This is a genomic window from Mesorhizobium sp. dw_380 (assembly GCF_018588885.1).
Taxonomy (GTDB): Bacteria; Pseudomonadota; Alphaproteobacteria; order Rhizobiales; family Rhizobiaceae; genus Mesorhizobium.
Window position 1 is genome coordinate 41929 of the sequence record NZ_JAFFIW010000023.1, and the last position, 19223, is coordinate 61151.

The 19223-nt window shown below is 59.9% G+C and carries 19 protein-coding genes and 1 pseudogene; 7 read left to right on the forward strand and 13 right to left on the reverse strand.

Translation table 11 applies throughout. The annotated features are described in order from the left end of the window. The first annotated feature begins 7 nt into the window (after nucleotides 1-7). Entirely contained in the window at nucleotides 8-286 is a 279-nt protein-coding gene (locus JT360_RS21215) for an acyl carrier protein (RefSeq protein WP_214473701.1), read from the forward strand. Nucleotides 287-309: 23 nt separating this feature from the next. On the opposite strand, the gene JT360_RS21220 is transcribed toward JT360_RS21215, so the two are convergent. Beyond that, nucleotides 310-1002 carry a N5-glutamine methyltransferase family protein gene (locus tag JT360_RS21220; protein ID WP_214473708.1) on the reverse strand — a complete coding sequence of 231 codons (693 nt, stop codon included), beginning with the start codon at nucleotides 1000-1002 and terminating at the stop codon, nucleotides 310-312. A 320-nt stretch (nucleotides 1003-1322) separates the two neighbouring features. On the opposite strand from JT360_RS21220, the gene JT360_RS21225 reads away from it, so the two are divergent. The 5 genes from JT360_RS21225 (at nucleotide 1323) to JT360_RS21245 (ending at nucleotide 5049) form a co-directional block, all read left to right on the forward strand. Beyond that, a complete protein-coding gene (locus JT360_RS21225; protein WP_214473709.1) occupies nucleotides 1323-1823 on the forward strand; it encodes a DUF6496 domain-containing protein in 501 nt (166 codons plus the stop codon). Between the two features lie 176 nt (nucleotides 1824-1999). Beyond that, nucleotides 2000-2428 carry a CBS domain-containing protein gene (locus tag JT360_RS21230; protein WP_214473711.1) on the forward strand — a complete coding sequence of 143 codons (429 nt, stop codon included), beginning with the start codon at nucleotides 2000-2002 and terminating at the stop codon, nucleotides 2426-2428. A 75-nt stretch (nucleotides 2429-2503) separates the two neighbouring features. Beyond that, nucleotides 2504-3415, forward strand: a complete 912-nt coding sequence (locus JT360_RS21235; protein WP_214473713.1) for a hypothetical protein — start codon at nucleotides 2504-2506, stop codon at nucleotides 3413-3415. 195 nt (nucleotides 3416-3610) lie between these two features. Beyond that, nucleotides 3611-3967: an SPW repeat protein gene (locus tag JT360_RS21240; protein ID WP_214473715.1), complete on the forward strand. Its 357-nt coding sequence runs from the start codon at nucleotides 3611-3613 to the stop codon at nucleotides 3965-3967. A gap of 164 nt (nucleotides 3968-4131) precedes the next feature. Further along, complete coding sequence (locus tag JT360_RS21245) at nucleotides 4132-5049, forward strand: NADP-dependent oxidoreductase (RefSeq protein ID WP_214473716.1); 918 nt, start codon at nucleotides 4132-4134, stop codon at nucleotides 5047-5049. A 111-nt stretch (nucleotides 5050-5160) separates the two neighbouring features. Here JT360_RS21245 and JT360_RS21250 read toward each other — a convergent pair whose 3' ends face one another. The 12 genes and pseudogenes from JT360_RS21250 to JT360_RS21305 all read right to left on the reverse strand — a co-directional run bounded on the left by JT360_RS21250 (nucleotide 5161) and on the right by JT360_RS21305 (nucleotide 17799). Next, nucleotides 5161-5475 carry a hypothetical protein gene (locus JT360_RS21250; protein ID WP_214473718.1) on the reverse strand — a complete coding sequence of 105 codons (315 nt, stop codon included), beginning with the start codon at nucleotides 5473-5475 and terminating at the stop codon, nucleotides 5161-5163. A 75-nt stretch (nucleotides 5476-5550) separates the two neighbouring features. Beyond that, nucleotides 5551-6492 (reverse strand): complex I NDUFA9 subunit family protein, encoded by a 942-nt coding sequence (locus tag JT360_RS21255; RefSeq protein ID WP_214473720.1) that lies wholly within the window; start codon nucleotides 6490-6492, stop codon nucleotides 5551-5553. A 502-nt stretch (nucleotides 6493-6994) separates the two neighbouring features. Then, nucleotides 6995-8266 (reverse strand): MFS transporter, encoded by a 1272-nt coding sequence (locus tag JT360_RS21260; protein WP_214473792.1) that lies wholly within the window; start codon nucleotides 8264-8266, stop codon nucleotides 6995-6997. Nucleotides 8267-8396: 130 nt separating this feature from the next. Next, nucleotides 8397-9365: pseudogene (locus JT360_RS21265) on the reverse strand (cation diffusion facilitator family transporter); the annotation flags it as partial. A 10-nt stretch (nucleotides 9366-9375) separates the two neighbouring features. After that, the gene (locus tag JT360_RS21270) at nucleotides 9376-9657 is read right to left on the reverse strand and encodes a metal-sensing transcriptional repressor (RefSeq protein WP_214473723.1); all 282 of its coding nucleotides are present in this window, start codon (nucleotides 9655-9657) and stop codon (nucleotides 9376-9378) included. Nucleotides 9658-9872: 215 nt separating this feature from the next. After that, the gene (locus JT360_RS21275) at nucleotides 9873-11192 is read right to left on the reverse strand and encodes an ABC transporter substrate-binding protein (RefSeq protein WP_250888962.1); all 1320 of its coding nucleotides are present in this window, start codon (nucleotides 11190-11192) and stop codon (nucleotides 9873-9875) included. Nucleotides 11193-11285: 93 nt separating this feature from the next. Beyond that, complete coding sequence (locus JT360_RS21280; protein ID WP_214473725.1) at nucleotides 11286-12128, reverse strand: carbohydrate ABC transporter permease; 843 nt, start codon at nucleotides 12126-12128, stop codon at nucleotides 11286-11288. Beyond that, nucleotides 12125-13042: a carbohydrate ABC transporter permease gene (locus JT360_RS21285; RefSeq protein WP_250888971.1), complete on the reverse strand. Its 918-nt coding sequence runs from the start codon at nucleotides 13040-13042 to the stop codon at nucleotides 12125-12127. The genes JT360_RS21280 and JT360_RS21285 overlap by 4 nt, the downstream gene beginning before the upstream one ends. 19 nt (nucleotides 13043-13061) lie before the next feature. Continuing rightward, complete coding sequence (locus tag JT360_RS21290; protein WP_214473729.1) at nucleotides 13062-14153, reverse strand: ABC transporter ATP-binding protein; 1092 nt, start codon at nucleotides 14151-14153, stop codon at nucleotides 13062-13064. A 50-nt stretch (nucleotides 14154-14203) separates the two neighbouring features. Beyond that, the gene (arfA, locus tag JT360_RS21295; RefSeq protein WP_214473732.1) at nucleotides 14204-15715 is read right to left on the reverse strand and encodes an arabinosylfuranosidase ArfA; all 1512 of its coding nucleotides are present in this window, start codon (nucleotides 15713-15715) and stop codon (nucleotides 14204-14206) included. A 182-nt stretch (nucleotides 15716-15897) separates the two neighbouring features. Continuing rightward, nucleotides 15898-16824 (reverse strand): ArsR/SmtB family transcription factor, encoded by a 927-nt coding sequence (locus JT360_RS21300; protein WP_214473734.1) that lies wholly within the window; start codon nucleotides 16822-16824, stop codon nucleotides 15898-15900. Between the two features lie 159 nt (nucleotides 16825-16983). Beyond that, nucleotides 16984-17799: an MBL fold metallo-hydrolase gene (locus tag JT360_RS21305; RefSeq protein ID WP_214473742.1), complete on the reverse strand. Its 816-nt coding sequence runs from the start codon at nucleotides 17797-17799 to the stop codon at nucleotides 16984-16986. A gap of 426 nt (nucleotides 17800-18225) precedes the next feature. On the opposite strand from JT360_RS21305, the gene JT360_RS21310 reads away from it, so the two are divergent. Then, nucleotides 18226-19221 (forward strand): glycosyltransferase family 2 protein, encoded by a 996-nt coding sequence (locus JT360_RS21310; protein WP_214473744.1) that lies wholly within the window; start codon nucleotides 18226-18228, stop codon nucleotides 19219-19221. Nucleotides 19222-19223 lie beyond the last annotated feature (2 nt).

The window sequence follows — 19223 nt, forward strand, 5'->3', positions numbered from 1 at the left end:
CGATTAGATGGATTCAAGAGCGTCGACTGAAGAAAGCGGCGGTATCTACGGCGCACAGGTTCGCAGCTTCCTGGCTTCGAATTTCTACATCGCGGACGTCAAGGCACTCTCCGACACGACATCGCTGCTCGACGAGGGGATCGTCGATTCGACCGGAGTACTCGAGGTCATCGGTTTCCTGGAAGAGACCTTCGGCATCATCGTTGAAGACAGTGAGCTCCTGCCGGATAATCTGGATTCGATCCAGGCAATTGCGCGGTTCATCGTCCGAAAAAGAGGAAGCTGACGTTTGCGGCACAGGCGGTCGCATCACGCCGCCGGTTTGGCCTCTGCCAAGACCACCCGCACTTCGCCAACATGGTTGGTGACGGTGCGTATGTTCGTGTAGCCCTTGCCGCGTTCCAGAAGGCGTATGACTTGGCGGTCCTGGCCAAGCCCTACCTCGAACAGCAGGATGCCGCCTGGTCGAAGGTAGCGCAGGGCGTCTTTCACGACCCGCATATGGAGGCTCAGGCCATAGGGACCGGCAGCGAATGCCTCCCGTGGCTCGAGCGTGATCAGATCGGAGCGATCGCCTTCGAGCCGCTTCTCGGAAATGTAAGGAGGATTGCAGACGATGACGTCGATCGTACCGTCGAGTTTCGAGTTGGACAACACGTCGAACAAGTCGCCTTGATACACTGACACCCGGTCAGCCAAACCATGATGGACGACGTTTCGCCGCGTTGCATCGATGCAGCCATCGGTAAGATCGCTGGCCCAAACTCGCGCTGACGGGACCTGGCTGGCGATAGCGCACGCCAGATTGCCGGCGCCGCAGCACATGTCGATGATCCGCGGAGCCGACACGTCCATTGCACGCAGAACATCGACGGCTGTATTGCCGAGTAGCTCTGTTTCGGGACGTGGCACCAGTGCGCCTTGGGCGACCAGAATCTCCATCCCCATGAAGATGATGCTGCCTTTTCGATAAGCGTCAGCGACGCTGATCTCTTCGCTCATGACCGTTCTCTCGACATCAAAAGCATTCAGGCTTGCCGGCGACCCGGCTGTGGTCGACCTGCACTGCCGCGCTTTGGGCAGGCTCCTGAATGTTACCTTTATGGTGTCCCCCGGCGCAACCCTTGCGCCATTGCGAGTCAGCCTGCCGACTGATCATCACTTGAGTCCGCCTGCCCGATTTCCAGGCGTCGGGAGTTCATCGAAAGACTGGCCACGGATGAGATGACAGGATTGGGATCATTTGCATCCTCGACGCGTTGATCTCCGGAGACAACGCGCATCCGCAGCGCGAACGGCAACCCGTATAGGGAGAGATGACAATGCCTGACAAGAAAACCATCGAGAAGGCCCGGAAGGACAAGCGCGAGGGCAAGTCGCCGAGCACGCAAGCCGGCGAGTTCGTACACGAGGAAATCGACAAGATCCGCAAAGGGGAGCATGGCGCGCGCTCGACCCAGCAGGCCATCGCCATCGGGCTTTCCGAGGCGAGACGAGCAGGCGTGGACTTGCCGCCGCCCAAGAAGGGCAAGGTGAAGGAGAGTACGCGCAAGAGCGCCGAATACGCCTATGAGGCCGGCCAGGGCGAACGCAAGCCGAAACGCCGCCCGCGGGTCTCGAAAGCCGTCTCCAAGGTGCTCGAGCACGAGCCGAAGAACACGGCATCGCACGAGGCGCTCTCGCAGCAGGCCAAGCGCGCGGCTTCGCGCCGGACGGCCGAGGAACGCTCGGCCGCTGCCGAGAAGGCAGCGCAGACGAAAGGCGCCCGCGGAAGGAAGGCGGCGGCGCAGAAGGCGGCCAGAACGCGAGCACACCACGCGTAGGTCAACACGGCAGTTCGCTACGAGAAGGCACCAACAGGGACTGAACGACCGATGGCGAGTTCCAGTCGGCCGACGGCAAGCGATTTGGTTCGCGCAGACAGCACGGAACGTTTTGCATGGACGCTCATTCAAACGACAGGCGCTGGCGTGCGCCTGCGTAATTCAAGGAGGTTACGATGAGAATTGCCGATTGTATGACAAAGGACGTTCAGATCGCCAATCCGGATCAAACCATACGCTATGCCGCCCAAACCATGGGCCGTCTCGACGCCGGCGCCATGCCGGTGGGCGAGAATGACCGGCTTGTCGGCATGATAACGGACCGGGATATCGCAATCCGCGGCATTGCTAGGGGTAAAGGACCCGACGCCAAAATTCGCGAGGTGATGAGCGCTGGCATCGAATATTGTTTCGGTGACGAAGACGCGGAAGATGTCCTTCACAAAATGGCTGAGCTTCAGGTAAGGCGCCTGCCGGTGCTTAACCGCGACAAGCGGCTGATCGGTATCGTTTCGCTGGGTGACCTCGCCATGAACGGCGAGTCGGCGGGTGAGGCGTTGAGCGGCATCTCGCAGCAAGGCGGACTGCATTCGCAGATGCATTGAGGCCGCTGCCTTGGCCAGGTCGGCGGAAGATAGCCATCGGCGTTCGAAAACTTATCCGTTCGGGCTTTAGGGCCAATGCTGCGTGACGTTGACTACGTCCTGCGAAAACTCGACTGGATGCGCGCCGAAGGCATCTGGCCCAACGGCCTGCGCTATCTCTGGACCGATGCGTTTGGGGTCGTGCTCTACGTCTCGCTCTACACGGAAACCGGCCAGGCGCGCTGGCTGGACGAGGCTGAGCGGCTTGTGGCCGATGTCGAGCGTGTGCTCGGCCGTCGGCGCGGACTGAGGATCGGGGAAGCGGCGGATCGTGACGGACAGTATTTCCATTACCTGGCGATGTGGCTGTTTGCCTTGGCGCGTCTCGGCGATCTGAAACCGGAATATCGCACGCGCGGTATCGCGCTGGCGCGTGCCATTCATCCGGCCTTTGTGATTCCCGGCCGCGGTGTGATCTGGAAAATGCAGGAGGACTTGAGCAAGCCTTATCCCGGCTACGGTCTCGGCAGCATGGATGCCTATGATGGCTACGTCTCTTACCGGATGCTTGACGAAGACGAACTGGCGCCTGAGATCGCGCAGATGCACGACCTGATCGAGCGCGATTGGCAAGTCCTCGATATCGAACAGGATCTCGGCCTCGGCATGATGCTGTGGCTCGCCCACTTCTTTCCCGCGGAACCGTGGGCTGAGGCCCAGACGAGACGATCGCTTGGAACCCTGGAAACGATGTGGGTCGACCCGCCAGGTTATTTCAGCCGCGTGCCCTGGCTGCGCGACACGAAGTTCGCCTTCACCAATTTCGGAGTGTCACTGGGGCTGCAGGCCAGCGACGTCTGGCCCGAGCGTGTCGGCACGTTGAACGCCTTCTTCGAGGACTGGCGCTCCGGTGACGCCTATGACCGAGAGGCGATCACATGGGTGATGGCCTGCACTTCGCACCTTCCCGGTGCGTTTGTATCTCGCGAACGGATCAAGAATGGCTGAATGCGCCGGCCCCGGGAGGAATCCCCGGCACTCAGCCGCTCGTGCTCCAGATTTGTTGATTGGAACCAATGGCCTGCAATCCAGTTAGAACGCCAGGAAGCCTGGTTGTAGCCTTCCCGCCATGTGACCGGCGGTTTCAAGGCCAGCCGGGCTGAGCTTCGCAAGCGCCGAAAGCGCGCTTAATGGAGAAAAATCATGAACCAGTGGTCAAACGCCAAGCTATGCGACGTAGCAAATCTTATCCTTGGAGCAATTCTCTTCTTCTCTCCCTGGCTATTCGCCTTCGCAGCGGGAACGCAGTCCCAGAATGCCATGGGCAGCGGAATCGTGATTTTCGTACTCTCGATCGCCGCTCTCTCGGCCTTTGCTGTTTGGGAGGAGTGGCTGAACCTCGTTGTGGGCCTTTGGGTGCTCGTGTCGCCCTGGGTGCTTGGATTCCAGGCAACCACGGCCATGGGCGTCCATGTTGTAATCGGCGTTCTGGTCGCGGTCCTGGCCGCGATCGAGCTCTGGATGATGTATCAGAATCCTCCAACACAGTCTGCCGCCTAGCAAGACTGTGGGCTAGCAGGATTGGAGCCTGGCAGGACTGGAGCCTGTCTCGGGGTGACGTCCGCGGGCAAATGGGCACGCGGCAACGCCGCATGAATGCGTTGCTGCCGGCGCTGACAGTCAAACGAAGATGGCGCCAACGAACGAAAAGGAGATATGTCGACATGAAAGCAGTCCGTATCCATGCTTTTGGCGGACCTGAGGTTCTTTCGATCGATCAGGTCCCTTTGCCTCAGCCACTCGACGACGAGGTTGTGCTCAGGGTTCGCGCAGCAAGCGTCAATCCGGTCGACTACAAGATCCGCGAAGGTTCGACGAGCCAGGCCCTGCCGGTCACGCTCGGGCGTGACGTGTCCGGTGCGGTGGAAATATGCGGCACGCGGGCGCATACGTTGAAGAAGGGCGACGCGCTATTTGCCATGCTTGGCCAGGACCGGGGCGGCAATGCCGAATATGTCGTGGTCAAAGCGACGGAGGCGGCTGCAAAACCGGATCGTCTAAGCCACATCGAAGCTGCGGCGGTGCCGCTTGCAGGCATCACCGCGTGGCAGGGCCTGTTCGACCATGGCAGCCTCAAATCCGGGCAAAGGGTTCTCATCCATGGCGGCGCCGGCGGCGTCGGCCACCTGGCGATCCAACTGGCAAAGGCCGCGGGTGCGTTCGTCGCGACAACCGTTTCGGCCGAGGACGTCGTTTTCGTCCGTGAGCTTGGCGCCGATCAGACGGTCGACTACAAGAATCAGCGTTTCGAAGAGGTCGTCGATGAGGTCGACCTGGTGTTCGATCTGGTCGCGGGCGAAACGCAGGACCGCTCCTGGGATGTGCTCAGGCCAGGCGGGACACTCGTTTCCACGCTTTCCCAACCTTCGCAGGAAAAGGCAAACTTGCATCGGGCGCGTGGCGTCTCCTATTTGGCCGAGCCGAATGCGGCGCAGCTCGCGGAAATCGGCCGCCTTATCGACACCGGCAAGGTCACCCCCTTCGTGCAGGCCACCTACCCTCTCGCAGAGGTCGCCAGGGCCGAAGAACGGCTGGAAAACGAACATGTGCGCGGCAAGATCGTGCTTGAGGTGGCCGCTTAGAGCAATTCCAGGAAAAGTGTGAAACGGTTTTCCCGGCAAAAGCGCGTAGCGCTTTGCCTGGGGAATTGCGTCAAAACAAAGAGATAGACTTTCGTCATCGTTACCCGGCGATCACTTCTTGGCGTAAGCCCCTGGCTGCCGGCCGCTCTTCGGAGCCTTGGCGTCCTTTGAACGCTCGGCGACCGCCGGACCGGCGCCTGCCATCTTTTCCGTCGCGGCACTCGGCGTGGCTTGCCTTGGCGGGTTTTGTCCCTCCGACTGGCGGGTCCGGTCTTCCACTTCGCCCTGCCGGCGGGTGAGCCCCATTCCGCCGGCAGGCTTCTTGTTGCCGGCCGCGTCCTGGGAGAATTCATCCGAAGCATCAGCCTCGGTCTTGGCCGGATACTTCCTCGCCCCGGTTTCATAGCGGGTTTCGTTCTCGGTCATGACATCTCTCCAATTGCGTGATGGATAAACATCTCAGCGATATCCGAGTTCCAATTTCCGGATTCGCATTGCCCATCAGCGGCTCCGGGCAATCATCCAAACGATTTCATCAATGTTGCGCGGCGCGATGCCCAGCGTCTCGAGACCGGGTACCCCGATCGCCGTCACATTGTCCTGTCGCATGAGATCGATCTGACTGCGGTTGAACGGAGCGGCGGGCAGAAATTCCGCCACGGCTGCCAGGATGTCCCACATCGCGAATGGCATCGGCGCCAGCGTAACCCGCACCTGGAGCTGAAAGGCGATCTCCTGGAGCAGCTCCCTGTAGCTGTAGACGCGCGGACCACCGAACTCGAAAATTCGAGAACCGTTGTGGCCTCCGTCGGCAATCAGACGGCTCACGCCTTCCGCCACGTCTTCGACATAGACCGGCTGAAGCCGTGTTCCTCCCTGCCCAAACAACGGATAGACCGGCAGCAGGCGTATCAACTTGACGATGGTTGTGAGGAAAGCGTCGTCCGGCCCCGCCATGACGCAGGGGCGCACGATCAAAGCGCCCGCAAATGCGCTTTCAACCGCGTCTTCACCACGGCCACGGGCGCGGATATACTTCGATCCCGACCCGGCATCGGAGCCGACACCAGAGATCAGCACGAACTGTTCGACCCCGGCGTCGCGCGAGGCGGCGGCCAGATCGCCCGCTGCTTTGACGTGCGTGCGCTCGAACGTCCGCTCCCCATGCTCGGCATAAAGACTGACTGCGTTCACGACCGCATGGCATCCGGAGACCACTGCTGCGACCTGGCGTGGATCCAGAACATCTGCCTTGATCGGCTCCACTCCGGCTCTCGAGGAAACGGCGTCGCGCACGCGGCCGGGATGGCGCGATACGGCGCGGACGGTGAAACCTTGCTCGGCAAGCCGCTTGACGATCCTGCGCCCCAGGAAGCCCGTCCCGCCGAATATGGTGACGATGCGCCCTGCGCCTCGACCGTCTCCACTTGACCCTGTCGCCATTTCCAGTCCTTTCCGTGTTTGGACTCTCCTGGAAACGAACAGCGCGGCATAATGTTCGCTTTGGCGGTAAGGCTTCGCAACGTTGCACTTGTCCCGGCCACTGCGGGAAGCCGCCAGCAGATCGGTTTCTCCTCAACTGAAACGGCCGTTCGCTTCAGTTCATGCCTCCCATTTTGCGCTGCAAATCGACCGACGGTCCTCGGAAAGCGCACAGGAAGATGGCGGCGTGAGCAGGCCAAAAAATGAGACCCGGTCAGGATCGCTCGTCAACGATGGAATTGCAATGATGGCATTGCCTGCCCCGGTCAGTCGCCGTTGATCAGGCAGGCAGGGCTTTGTTCGCCGTTGCGCGTAGCCGGCGCGGATGGCCTTGGCACGCGCTCTCTCGATCATCTCGGCTGACGCATCGATGCCGGAAACGCTGCCGCCCGGACCAACCAGCCGTCTCGCGGCTCGGTTTGAAGCATCGCATCGCCGATTCCGACGGAGTTGGCGAACCGTGCTAGCGTTCCTCCGGCGGCCGAATTTTGCGGAACGTCATGAGAAGAAGAATATCGTAGACGATCTTCAAGGCTCCAGCGATGAGGAGCGGCCAGCCGAAGCCGGAAACGGCTAGCAGCGAGCCGGCCAGGGCCGGACTCGCCGCCGATGCGAGGCTGCGTGGAACGGCGGTGACACTCGCTGCCGCGGCACGCTCGCCCGGCGTCACCACCGCCATCACGTAAGAGGTGCGGGTCGGCACGTCCATTTGCGATAGCGCACTCCGGATCAGCAGAAGGACGATCACCAGAGCGAGGCTGTGCATGAACGGGATGAGCAAGAGGCAAAGGCTCGACGGCAGATGCGTGAACACCATCGTGTTGACCAGCCCGATCCGCCTGGAGATTTGGACAGCCACCAGATATGACACGGCAGAAAGCATGCCCATGCAGAAGAAAATTGCGCCCGTGGTTGCGAGGGACAGGCCAAAGGTTTGATAAAGCCACAGTGCCAGCAGGGACTGAACCACAAGGCCGCCCGCAAAGGCGTCCAGGCTGAAGAGCGCGGCCAGCGTGAAGACGATGGTTCGAGACTTGCGCAAGGGTTCCGCCGGCGCAGCATTCGCGTCGATCGATTCGACCGGCAGCCGCCGATACAGGATTAGCGACCCGACCCCGAGGAGGGCATAGAGCAGGAAGGCAAGCTGCAGGGCCTGTTTGATCTCCATGCCGATAAGGTGTCGCAGGAGGTCAGGGGCGCCGGCCGCCAGAGCACCGACAGCTCCGACGAGGGACCCGACAACGCTGTAGCGGGCAAACAGTGCGGTACGGTCCCGATCGGTGACACTGTGCGCCAGTTCCGCATGTTCGAGTGGCAGAAACACGCTCACGTCGCCGGAGGATGGGTTCAACGTTCCGACGAACGCGACCACGAGCAGCGGCCAGAAGTCGTGGACGAGCGCGAAGGCAAATCCTGTGAGAATCATCAGGCCCGCTGCCGCGATGAGCAGCGAGCGGCGCGAGAAACGGTGCGCGATGGCTCCGACGCCCAGCGTGAGCGCCGCCGATCCCGCAAGCGTTGCCGTGGCGAAGATCCCGATCTCGAAAGCGTTGAAGCCGAGCGCCGCCAGATAGGCGGGAAGCAGAAGACTGACGAGGCCGTCGCCAAACGCCCGCAATCCCCTGGATACCAGCAAATAGGAAGCCGTCGGGCCGGCACCGGAAGGCAGGAGCGCAAGTTTGCGCTTCAGCTCGCGGATATGGGTCGATTCCTGGCCAGCAAAGTATGACTGCATGGCGTCCACCTCAAACAGAGAGCCTGGACGCGAACATTGGGCTGACGCCTCACGGGGTCGTCGCGACTGAACCCCTGCCTGATGCTTGTATTTCCAGTCGCACTTGTCAATAAGCGCCCTTGCCCTTGCGTTCCAGGCGGATGTTCGCCTCCGACAGCGCCGGCAGGTGGTCGAACAGCTCCCCTCTCAGAGCCTCGGTGATGCCGACCACATCCTTCGCGCTCGCGGTTTCGGCCACCTTGATGGCGATATCGGCATGCAGCCTGTGGCCGATCCAGCGCGCCTGCACCTGGGCGACCCGTTCGACGCCCCGCACATGTTCGGCCGCATGGTGGATTTCGTCGACGATGCCTGGCTCGACGCCATCCAGCATGCGCGTCAGCACCGCCTTCGACGACTGCCAGACGATGGCGAAGATCGCCACCGTGATCAAAAGGCCGATAATCGGATCGGCAAGCGGAAAGCCGAGCCAGACGCCGACCGCGCCAAGCACCACCGCAAGGCTGGTGAAGCCGTCGGTGCGAGCGTGATAGCCGTCGGCGATCAGCGCGGCGCTGTTGATCTCGCGGCCGACGCGGATGCGGAATACCGCGACCGCCTCATTGCCGAGGAAACCGACGAAGCCGGCGACGGCAACCCAGTCGAGGAAGCTGATGGCTTGGGGATGGATCAGTCTGTCGATTGCCTCATAGCCGGCCACGATGGCGCTGAACAGGATGATCAGCACGATAACAATGCCGGCCAGGTCCTCGACCCGGCCAAGGCCGTAGGTGAAGGTCTTGCTCGGCTTGCGCCTCGCCAGCATGAAGGCGATCCACAGCGGAATGGCAGTGACCGCGTCACCGACATTGTGGATGGTATCGGCAAGCAGCGCCACGCTGCCCGACAAGAACACGATGATCAGTTGCAGCGCCGCTGTGATCGCCAGCACGGCGAACGACCATTTGATCGCCCAGATGCCGCGTGTTGTCGTCGCGATGGTGGGATCGACCACGCCATGCGTGTGGCCGTGCCCACCCTCGCCATGGTCATGGCCATGCCTGCCAAAGCCCTGGGTTGCCGGGCCGAAGCCGAACCAGTCGCGAATGCCGCTCATCATGGCGCATGTCTCACAGGTACTTGGTGATGTCCTTGAACTCGTCGATCGAGCGGCGCTGCTCGCGCGGCAGCGGCCCCACGACATCTTCCAGGCAGTGATTGAGATGATCCTGGATGAGCGTCTTCTTGGCTTGGGAAACGGCCTTCTCGACCGCATGAAGCTGCTGGGCGATGTCAAGGCAGGGCCGGCCTGCTTCGATCATCTCTATGACGCCCCTCAGATGACCGTCGGCCCGCTTCAGCCGTTTGATGATGTCGGGATGGGTCTCGTGAATGTGGGGACGCTCGTTCATCCCAAGATACTATCCTTCAGGAGGGGATACCGTCAACATCGGATGCTCGGTCGCCCTCGGCATCTAGGACGCTTTCGACGGCAATCACAGCTGGTTGCGCCTAAGCGCCATGTCTATCACCAGGATGCGATCGACGGCCTCACGCCATCGTCCGACAGAAAAGCCCCGCGACTGTTTCCAGCGCGGGGCTTCGGGAGAACTTCGGGAATCTGTGGTCAGATGTTGGCAAGCAATTCGTTGACGCGGCTTTCCATGTCGGAAAGTGCGGCATCGACATCCTTCTGGCCAGTGATTGCAGCGCTCATCTCTTCGCCGATAATGTCCTGGATCGCAAACTGGCGCTGTACGGCGGACGGCAACGGCTTGCCGAGGTCGGCGACCGCGGCGATCGTGTTGCGATGCGGCAGAGCCTTGAAAGCCTCCGAGGTAATGATGGCCTTGTATGCCGGCAGGTGACCGGTGCGCGACCAATCGAAGTCGTTGTCGGCGAAGAACTTCAGGAACTTGCCGATGGCCGCGGTCTGTTCAGGCGTGCGGTCCTTCTGCGAGACTGCCCAGGTGTGGCCGTCTGCATATTGCGCGTGGGTACCGCCAAACAGTTGCGGATACGGGTAGACCGCATAGCCGCCTTTATTGAGCGCGGTACCTTTGGTTTGAGACTGAGCGTTATTGTCACCGACGACCCACGTGCCATTAAGCTGGACGCCGCCTTGACCAGCAAGGAAGGCATTGATCGCGCCGCCGTAGTCGAGATCCTTGGTGGTGTACCCCTTGTCGAAGATCGCCTTGTACATCTCGACGACCTTCTTGGCTTCCGGCGTATTCAGCTTCACATGCTTTGGATCGGCAAAGAAGTCGGAGTTCTGCTGGAAGAGATAGGTGTAGAGGTTGCGCGTGTAGAGTGCGGTCTCATTGGCCAGATTCTGAACGAAATAAGGCTTGCCGGTCTTCTGCTTGAACTGTTCGGCCTGGGCGAGCAGTTCCTCCGGCGACTTCGGAAGGATCGGTGTCCCGTCGGCATTGACGAGGTCGGCTTGTTTGAAGAGATCCATGTTGATGTGATAGAGCATCGTCCAGCTGTCGATCGGCAGGCCGTAGATCTTGCCGTCCTTGGTGGCGCCGTTGCGCGCCGCGTCCGTGAAGGCATCGGGTGTCACGCCGACGGACTTCAAGAGATCGTCGAGCGGCATCAACAGTCCCTTGGACTGGTAGTCCGAAAGCGCGGATTCATGGATCGTGACGATATCCGGAGCGTCGCCGGAAGCGAACTGCGCGGTCAGCTGGTCATAGCCCGGCCATTCCACGGTGGTGACGCTGACGTGCACATCGGGATTGTCGGCGTTGAACTTGTTGATCAGCGAGGTGATAATGCCGCATTCGCCGACGGCCTTGCCGACATCGGTGTTGGTGCCGAAATCGGCATCGCAAGCACCGAAAAAGCGCTGTACGGTCAGTTCCGTCGCTGCAAGGCTTGGGCTTGCGAGCGCCATTGCGCCAGCAGAGACTGCTGCAAACAGCATTTTCCTCATTGTCATGTCAGTTCCTCCTCCTGAGTTTCGGCCACTCCACCCTGGACTGGCTATGCTTCAATCGCTGCGGCGCGCTCCCCCGCCACTGGGCAATTTTCGTTATCTCACCGCGGCGCCAGAGACGGCCGTGACGATGTATTTCTGGAAAAAGAGGTAGACGATCAGGATTGGCGCACCGGCGAACACGGCCTGCGCCATCAGGAAGCCGATGCCTTCGGACTGGGCGAAATTGGTCTGTGTCGAGGCCATGCCGACGGTCAGCGTGTACATATCCTTGTTTGTTGCCGAGATCAGCGGCCACAAATAGTCGTTCCATGCGCCGAGGAACGTGAAGATACCGAGGGTTGCTTGTGCAGGCACCGTGAGTGGCAAAAGCACTTTCCAGAAAATCCTGAACCGGCTCGCATTGTCCAGCATGGCGGCTTCGTCCAGCTCCTTCGGGATGGCCTTGAAATACTGGGTCATCAGGAAGACGCCGAACGAAGCCGACAGGCCCGGGAGAATGAGTCCAGGATAAGTGTTGTGGAACTTCAGGATGCTGAAGATCTGGTGTCGGGCGACAAGCACGGCCTGTTCGGGAACCGCCAAACCGAAAAGCACGATGACGAACAGGATGTGTCGGCCGGGGAAGTTCAGCCGTGCAAAGCCGTAACCGGCGAGCGACGACAGGATCAGCGTCCCGAGTGTCAACCCGCCCGAGACGATGATGCTGTTGCGCACCCAGATGAACACCGACGAGGTGCCGACGGTGTTGATGTAGTTCTTCAGCGTATAGGGCGCGTGAAACACGGAATTGGGATCGGCCATCAGCTCGGCATTGTCCTTGAGCGACAGGCCAACGACCCACAGAACCGGCGCGATCATGACGATCGACAGCAGGATGACGAGGACCAGCAGGACGCGATCGCTAAATGCCCTTCCCTTGATGGCTGGAATGCTCATGCCCGGTCTCCCTTGTTGCGTGCGACGAGGTACTGGGCCATGGCCGCGACAAGGATGAGGATGAACAGGATTTCCGATGCCGCGGCGCCCATGCCCAGATCCCAGCGACGGAATGCGGTGTCATAGATGTAAAGAACGATCGGCTTGGTCAGGTTGTTCGGACCGCCGCGCGTCATCAGCCAGGCCTGCCCGAACAACTGGAACTGCAGCACGATCTGGATGATGATCACCAGGATGAAAGTGCGTTTGATCGACGGCAGCGTGATCGAGCGTAACGTCTGCCAGCGATTGGCATTGTCCAGGGCTGCCGCTTCGTAAATATCGCGCGGGATCTGCTGCAGCGCCGAGAGAAAGAGCATCATCGGCAGGCCGATGCACCACCAGATGGTGGCAATGGCGATGCCGATCATCGCAAGGCTGGGATTGGAAATGAAAGCTGGGGCGGTCGCGCCGAACCATCCGTAGATCGTCGACAACAGGCCGACATTCGGAATGAAGACGATGCGCCAGATCAGCGTGACGATGGTGACTGACAGCACCGAGGAAGAAAAGAACAGCGTCCGCAGCACCGCGGCGGTGCGCGTGCGGCGGTTGAGGCAAAGTGCCAGAAAAAGGCCGATCAGCGCCAGCGTCGGCACTGTCAGAAGCACGAAATAGAAGGTGTTCCAGATCGATTGCAGGAAGACCTTGTCGTTATAGAGCCTGACGTAGTTGCCGAGACCGACAAAATTTCCGGACGAGAACGTGTCGGCCTTGTGGAAGCTCAGCCAGATCCCCCACAGCAGCGGGAAGAGCAGCAGCGTCGTGAAGAAGAACAGGAACGGCGCGACGAAAATGATGTTTCGCCATTGCGGCGCGTAGATATCGGCGCTTGGGGTTCTGACGCTCGCGGCCGGCGTCGCGGTGTGCGGCATCGCCAATTGGTCAGCCATGTCAGGCCTCCCCTGCGTGCCAGGCGCGGCCAGCCTCGCTGAACAGATGCGACTTCTTGCCGTCGAAGGCGAGCCCGACCTTGTGGCCGACCGCGACGCGGCTGTTGCCGACATCCGAGCCGACGATCTGCAGGCCATCGCCCAGCCTTGCGTAGATCAAGGTGCGTTCACCGAGCCGCTCGAGCACATCGACCACGCCATCGGCATCGCCCTGCCCGGCGGGAACGATGCGAACGTCTTCCGAACGGATGCCGAAGCTGTAATTGCCATCGGCCAACAGATTGGACGCGATCTCGGTCTGGACCGCTATGCCGTCGGCGAATTTGACCTTGGCATTGCCGCCCGATCTGTCGAGTGTCGCATCGACAAAGTTCATCGCCGGCGCACCGACGAAGCCCGCGACGAATTTGGTTGCCGGGCGATCGTAGATCTCCATGGGAGAGCCGATCTGTTCGATTTTGCGATTGTTCATGACGACGATGCGGTCGGCGAGCGTCATTGCCTCGACCTGGTCGTGGGTGACGAAGATCATTGTCGATTGCAGGCGTTGATGAAGCTGGGCAAGTTCGATGCGGGTGCGGGTGCGCAAAGCCGCATCGAGATTGGAGAGCGGCTCGTCGAACAGGAAGGCCTTCGGCTCCTTGACGATCGCACGGCCGATGGCAACGCGCTGGCGCTGGCCGCCGGAGAGCTGGCCTGGCTTGCGCTCAAGCAAGTGTGGCATTTCGAGGATGCGGGAGGCTTCGTTGATCCGCGCGTCGATGATCTGCCGTGATACGCCGATATTCTCAAGCCCGAAGGCCATGTTGTCGCGCACGGTCATATGCGGATAAAGCGCATAGGACTGGAACACCATGGCAATGCCGCGCTTGCCCGGCGGCAGATGATCGATACGCTGATCGTTGATGGCGATCTCGCCGCTATCGACGGTTTCGAGGCCAGCGATCATTCGCAGAAGCGTCGATTTCCCACAGCCGGACGGTCCAAGGAACACGATGAATTCGCGTGCCTTGATGGACAGCGACAAATCCTCCAGCACCGACATGGCACCGAACTGCTTGCTCACATTCCTGATTTCGATATCGGCCGTCACGTCGACGCTCCTCCTCAGCGCATGCACTTTCCGATAATGCGCGCCTGAAGTCAGACCTTGAGGCGGATCATCTGATAGGAATAGGCTGGCAGCGACAGGGTCAGCTTGCCGCCTGTCACTGAGGCGCCTGACCCGTTCCTGGGAATGACATTGCCGGGACTCTCGGCCGAATTGACGGCTTTCAGATCCGCGTGCGTCATCATCTGGTGATCTGCAATGTCAGCCGCGCCGAAGCCGGCGATATCGATCACGGTTTCGATTGCCTCGCTCGAATGGCGGTTGACGGCAAAGAAGGTGACATGGCCGGTTTTCGTGTCATGCACGCCGGTGACATCGACATAGGAAACGTCGCCGGCGACAGCGGACTTGTAGGTCGGGCTTTCCACCTTGAGATCCAGCGCATTGCCGCGCCCGTAGAGCGAGGCAAAGAGATAGGGATAGAAGGTCGTCTGGCGCCAGGCCGGGCCATTCGGAACGGTCATGATCGGCGCGATAACGTTGACCAGTTGGGCCAGGCAGGCGATCTTGACGACGTCGGAACGGCGGATGAAGGTGTTGAGGATCAAGCCGACCTGTAGCACATCCTCGAAATTGTAGATGTCTTCGAGCAACGGCGGGGCGAAGGGCCAGCCATCATTGCCACCGAGGATCTTCTTGTCCCTTTCCTTGGAATGGTACCAGACGTTCCATTCGTCGAATGAGATGTAGACCTGCTTGCTGGAGCGCTTCTTGGCCTTGACATAGGCGATGACGCCGGCGACCGAGGCGATGTAGTCGTCGAGCTTCTTGTTCATCGCCAGATAGTTCGGCGCGTCATTGGCTTCATTGTCGAAATACATGTGCAGCGAGATGTAATCGATCTCGTTGTAGGTGTGGTCGAGAACGGTCGCTTCCCATTCTGGATAGGTCGGCATCTTGGCATTCGAAGAGCCGCAGACGACGAGTTCGAGCGACTTGGAAAAGGCGCGCATCGCCTTGGCGGTCTCATGCGCCAGGCGGCCGTACTCATCAGCGGTCTTGTGGCCGATCTGCCAGGGCCCGTCCATTTCGTTGCCGAGGCACCAAAGCTTGACGTCGAAGGGCTCCTTGCGGCCGTTGGCGATACGCTTGTCGCTCCACTCACTGCCACCTGGATGATTGGTGTATTCCAGAAAGTTGCGGGCTTCATCGAGCCCACGCGAGCCGAGATTGACGGCGAGCATCATCTCGGTGTTGGCGGAGGTGCACCAATCGGCGAACTCATGCAGGCCGACTTCGTTGCTTTCCGACGTGTGCCAGGCGAGGTCGAGACGCACCGGGCGCTCTTCCTTAGGGCCAACGCCGTCTTCCCAATTGTAAGCGGATACAAAATTGCCGCCGGGATAGCGGACGATCGGAACGTTGAGTTCCCTGACGAGATCGATGACGTCCTGGCGCATACCATTGGCGTCCGCGGTCGAATGGCCGGGCTCATAGATGCCGGTGTAAACCGCGCGCCCCAGATGCTCGATGAAGGATCCGTAGAGCCTCGGATCGATTTCCGAGACAACATAACGCGGATGCGCCATAACGGCTGCCTTCATGCATTCCTCCCACGATATCACAAATGATGATTTAAATCATCTTATCCGATATCAAAGGCGACCGGCGACCGCTCGTCAAGTCAAAACAGTCAAAAGTCTGATAATTGACTAGAGATTTTGCCTGCAGATGAAGGCAACAGGCTGAAATTGCTCCGCTTTCTTTAAAACCCGGTTTTGTGATATCAACTGGTTTTGATCCGAAGCAAGATGTCCTGGTCGTAATTTCCAAACCCCTTGCCGAAAATGTTGACCCCGCCCGGCCGCTTGGCATCGTCTTTGACGCCGATACGGACGCGGATCGAATGATGGGCCTTGAGGTCGAGTGCGGCGAGGCTGACTTCGGAAATCCTGACGCCGTCGACATAGGTGCCATCAGTGGAAATTCGCCAGTTCTTGAGCTTGCCATATTGCGAGCCCTTGAGCTTCCACCAGGAAGGTGTGAACACGCCGCGCTTGTCGCCAAAATCACCGGGTGACGTCCAGGTGCCGACATCGACGCCATTGATCGCCAATGTGATGTCGGAGGGCCAGTCGGCGCTGGTGCCCGGCACCTCCGAGGACAGTTCCGCCAACACTTCGAGCCCAGTGATCTCGGCATTGGCGAGCTTGGCATTGTTGGGGAACTGGTATTCGACAAAGCCGCGCGTGAACCACAATAGGCCCGCCTTCATACGGTCCGGATCGAGGAATGTGTTCGGCACGTCGAGCAGACCGATGATGCCGTCCGGCGAGCACAGGCCGCAGGGCGCCGTCACCTCGAAGCCGGTGTAAAGTCCGATCGGCATCGACACTTCGATCGCGTCATTCTTGACGGCACGATATTCGCTCTTGAAGACCACGAGCACTTCTTCGGCGGTCGGATAGCAAATCTTCTGGCTGCCCTTCTTCGCCTTCTGGTTCTCGGTGCGAATCAGGCCCGCATCCTCAAGCACCTGGATATTGGTCGAGACTGTCGATTGCGGCAGCGACAACACAGCGGCGATGTCGTTGACATTCATCGGCCCTTTTTCATGCAGCAGTTTCAGCATGGAAATGCGCGCCAAGGAGGCAAGCCCCTTGAGCACGGCAATGCCCTCCTCGGGTTCGATCACCAGAAAATTGCGACTCATGAATGGCCAGTCTATCCATACCCGAAGTTGCCTTGTATATCTGGGAATCTGATTTAATCAATGCGCTGACCGAACCCATCGCCCTTTATTGGGCCGGAACCGCGCAGCGTTCGGCGTGCGGACCACGCGCATGCCTCGGGTAGAGAGCGGCAGAACCGATCAGCCCCGGGCCGCCTGTCCGGTCACTCGTCCTTCTGCCGGCTCATAGCCGTATGCTTCGCCCTTACGCACCACGCGACCAATGCCCGGCCTGCCAAGGTGCGCGCCGGCGATCCACGTCCCCGCCTCGGCCGCGTCGTGGAAAACCCTTAGGCGGGTTGCGCATGCGGTCAGCTGATCGTCGTCATAGCCCCAACTGAACGCGGGATTGCCGAACTGCAAGGCCGGCACATGAACGACGTCCCCGAAGAATAGGAAACGGTCCTCGTCCGTGTCGAACGCGTAGCCGGTATGACCGGCAGCATGACCGGGCAGGGCGACCGCCCTCAATCGCTCAGCCACCTGGTCGCCATTCTGGATGGGCCTCAGCAGGGGCCGGAACTGCGCAAGGTGCGCGTAAGCGAAAAAGCTCTCCACAGCCGCCTCGGGAATGACGATCGCCTTCAAGTTTGGAAAGAGCGCTCGGCCGTCGGGGGTCAAAAGTCCGTGCACATGATCCTGGTGGGTGTGGGTGAGCGCCAGGACCGTGATCGAAGCCGGGGCGATCTTGGCTTCCGCCATGGCCTGCTCGAGACGCCCCACTGTCGAGACCCAGCCCCCTCCTCCGCTGTCGATCAGAACGCCTGGACCTGCGAGGGCAAAGCAATTGACAGACAGGCGAAGCGCCCCTGCCTGCGCGGCTTGCGGCACCGGATTGTCCTGCGGATCCCGCAGAAGGTCCGCTGGCATCTCGATGTAACCGTCCGAGAGCGACCAGACGCGCCACCTTCCCGACGTGCCGCCGAGGACGTTGTCGCTTTGCGATGTCACGATCATAAGGCCACCTGCCGCAAACGAAAATGGAGAGTAGGTTCGATTGTCACCATTGGCTCTTTGCATCCTCCACGCTAGGCGTGGGGAGCCGGTGAAGATTTATCCGGAAAGCATCCGATCTCGAAACAAAAACGGGAGCAATCAGCGCATACCCCATTCGCGGCAACTGGATACGATGCATGGGCCATCGTGCCCGCTGGTTGACATTATTATTCAGGAGAAGCTAATGAAATAGCCGTTTCTGAGACGCGACGGATCTCGCGCCTCTTTACCTGGATTCGATGTGATTTGGTCGCGATCGCAATCCCCTTGGTCGGATGGAAGGGAACGCCCGAGTAATTTTGCCGCGAATTCGCCTGATCATTGAGAGCAGACTGACACCATGGCAGCATAGCCGTTTTTACCGAAGGGGAGAAAACGAAGTCGCCAATGATTCAGCACAAAACCACGGTTGGCGTCGTGGTCCCGATGTTCAATGCTGAGAGAACCATTCGCTCTACCCTGACCAGCATCTGCCGGCAGAACTACCAGGCATTGGACATTATCGTGGTCGACGATGGTTCGACGGACGAGTCCGCATCGATCGTGGCCTCCTATGCCGAAAAAGATCGGCGCATACGCCTCATAGAACAGTCGAATGGCGGCGTTGCGCACGCTCGCAACCGCGGCGCGGCTTCCACGGACGCGGAATTTCTGGCGTTTGTCGACGCAGATGATCTTTGGGCCCCTTCGAAAATCGCACTGCAATTGCGCGCCTTGCAGGAAGGTGGTCCTTCGGCGGGCTTGGCCTATTGCTGGTTTGCGCATATCGACCAGGATGGTCGGGTATTCTCGTTGCGCCATCAGCCTGACGCCGAAGGTCACGTATTCCAGCGCATGTGCAGACAAAACCTGGTCGGCAACGGTAGCTCGATGCTCTTGCGTCGCTCTGCATTCGAGCGAGTGGGGCAATTCGATCCGTCCTTGCGAGCCAGGAACGCACAAGGCTGCGAGGATCTTCTGATGTGCCTCAGAATGGCGGAAAGTTACGAGTTCCGCGTCGTGCCTCAGTACCTTGTCGGTTACCGGATGACGAACGTCAACATGTCGAGCGATGTCATGCAGATGCTTCGTTCCTGTGAAATTGTCCTTGCCGAATTTCGTGAAAAATATCCGTCATTCGGGAGCGATTTTGATGCCCATTTGTTCGACATGATCCATTGGCTTGCCACAAGAGCTTTGATTGAGGGACGATTTTTCGCGGCCGGCGAACTGCTCAAGAGGCTCTTTGTAACGGAACCGGGCGTTGCGATCTCTCGCCTGCCCAATATGCTGGAAGAGTATTGCAGGGCCCGACTGGTTCCTCGATGGCTCAAGATGGGTGTCAGACGAATGCGAAACGACAAGAGCGAATTTCGGCCCCTTTATAGCGAAATGAGCTGGTGAAG

Coding starts and splice junctions, on each gene's coding strand:
- JT360_RS21280 (WP_214473725.1), bottom strand. CDS start 12,128: ATGAGCATTCCAGCCATCAAGGGAAGGGCATTTAGCGATCGCGTCCTG.
- JT360_RS21260 (WP_214473792.1), bottom strand. CDS start 8,266: ATGCAGTCATACTTTGCTGGCCAGGAATCGACCCATATCCGCGAGCTG.
- JT360_RS21240 (WP_214473715.1), top strand. CDS start 3,611: ATGAACCAGTGGTCAAACGCCAAGCTATGCGACGTAGCAAATCTTATC.
- JT360_RS21285 (WP_250888971.1), bottom strand. CDS start 13,042: ATGCCGCACACCGCGACGCCGGCCGCGAGCGTCAGAACCCCAAGCGCC.
- JT360_RS21275 (WP_250888962.1), bottom strand. CDS start 11,192: ATGACAATGAGGAAAATGCTGTTTGCAGCAGTCTCTGCTGGCGCAATG.
- arfA (WP_214473732.1), bottom strand. CDS start 15,715: ATGAAGGCAGCCGTTATGGCGCATCCGCGTTATGTTGTCTCGGAAATC.
- JT360_RS21230 (WP_214473711.1), top strand. CDS start 2,000: ATGAGAATTGCCGATTGTATGACAAAGGACGTTCAGATCGCCAATCCG.
- JT360_RS21255 (WP_214473720.1), bottom strand. CDS start 6,492: ATGGCGACAGGGTCAAGTGGAGACGGTCGAGGCGCAGGGCGCATCGTC.
- JT360_RS21215 (WP_214473701.1), top strand. CDS start 8: ATGGATTCAAGAGCGTCGACTGAAGAAAGCGGCGGTATCTACGGCGCA.
- JT360_RS21270 (WP_214473723.1), bottom strand. CDS start 9,657: ATGAACGAGCGTCCCCACATTCACGAGACCCATCCCGACATCATCAAA.
- JT360_RS21245 (WP_214473716.1), top strand. CDS start 4,132: ATGAAAGCAGTCCGTATCCATGCTTTTGGCGGACCTGAGGTTCTTTCG.
- JT360_RS21225 (WP_214473709.1), top strand. CDS start 1,323: ATGCCTGACAAGAAAACCATCGAGAAGGCCCGGAAGGACAAGCGCGAG.
- JT360_RS21250 (WP_214473718.1), bottom strand. CDS start 5,475: ATGACCGAGAACGAAACCCGCTATGAAACCGGGGCGAGGAAGTATCCG.
- JT360_RS21300 (WP_214473734.1), bottom strand. CDS start 16,824: ATGAGTCGCAATTTTCTGGTGATCGAACCCGAGGAGGGCATTGCCGTG.
- JT360_RS21220 (WP_214473708.1), bottom strand. CDS start 1,002: ATGAGCGAAGAGATCAGCGTCGCTGACGCTTATCGAAAAGGCAGCATC.
- JT360_RS21310 (WP_214473744.1), top strand. CDS start 18,226: ATGATTCAGCACAAAACCACGGTTGGCGTCGTGGTCCCGATGTTCAAT.
- JT360_RS21235 (WP_214473713.1), top strand. CDS start 2,504: ATGCTGCGTGACGTTGACTACGTCCTGCGAAAACTCGACTGGATGCGC.
- JT360_RS21305 (WP_214473742.1), bottom strand. CDS start 17,799: ATGATCGTGACATCGCAAAGCGACAACGTCCTCGGCGGCACGTCGGGA.